This window comes from Pseudomonas sp. EGD-AK9, from assembly GCF_000465935.2.
In the GTDB taxonomy this organism is placed as follows: domain Bacteria; phylum Pseudomonadota; class Gammaproteobacteria; order Pseudomonadales; family Pseudomonadaceae; genus Aquipseudomonas.
Genome location: NZ_AVOF01000726.1, coordinates 1 through 794 on the forward strand (window position 1 = coordinate 1; position 794 = coordinate 794).

Consider the following 794-nt stretch of genomic DNA (forward strand, 5'->3'; position numbering starts at 1 on the left):
CACCCGCTGACCGCCACTGGCGGGCGGGGCCCGCCGTACCGCGGCATGCTTCTTGCGTTCTTTCGCTGACCTGCGAAGACGGAAACCCCCATGCTGCACGCCCACCTGACCACCCTGCACGTAGTCGCCCTGATCCTGCAACGCTTCGCCGCGCAGCCCGAGCTGATCCCCCGGCTGCTCGACGGCAGCGGCATCGCCGCGGACGAGCCGGGCAATGGCGAGGCGCGCATCACCCGGGTGCAGGAGCTGCAGGTGTGCGCCAATGCCCTGGCCCTGCGCGCGGACCTCGGCCTGGAGCTGGGGCGCAGCCTGCATGTGTCGTCCTACGGTCTGCTCGGTTACGCCGCGCTCTCGGCTGCCACCTTTGGTGACGCCTGGCGCCTGCTGCTGCAGTACCCGGCGCTGCTCGGCACCTACTTCGACCTGCAACTGCAGGTGGCGGACGGCCTGGCCTGGGTCAGTGCCGGCGACTACCGCGACGCCGCCGAACTGGAGGTGTTCAACGTGGAGATGTGCCTGGCCTCGCTCAAGCTGATCGGCGACGAGCTGCTCGGCCGGCCGCTGCCGCTGGCCCGCGCCGAGTTCCGCCATGCCCGCCCGGCCTATGTGGCGCGCTACGAGCTGAGCTTCGACTGCCCGCTGGGCTTCGACGCTGCGCGCAATGCCTTCGCCTTCCCGCCGAACTGCTGACCCGGCGCCTGCCGCTGGCCGACCCGGTGACCCACTGCGAGGTGGTCGAGCGCTGCCGCCGGCAGAACGCCGAATTCACCAGCCGTCAGGCCTGGCTGGAGCGG

The 794-nt window shown here is 71.2% G+C and carries 1 protein-coding gene; it reads left to right on the forward strand.

Annotation, left to right across the window (positions count from 1 at the left end; all coding sequences use genetic code 11):
* The first annotated feature begins 90 nt into the window (after positions 1–90).
* Positions 91–690 (forward strand): AraC family transcriptional regulator, encoded by a 600-nt coding sequence (locus tag N878_RS23275; RefSeq protein WP_021445902.1) that lies wholly within the window; start codon positions 91–93, stop codon positions 688–690.
* The last annotated feature ends 104 nt before the right edge of the window (positions 691–794 follow it).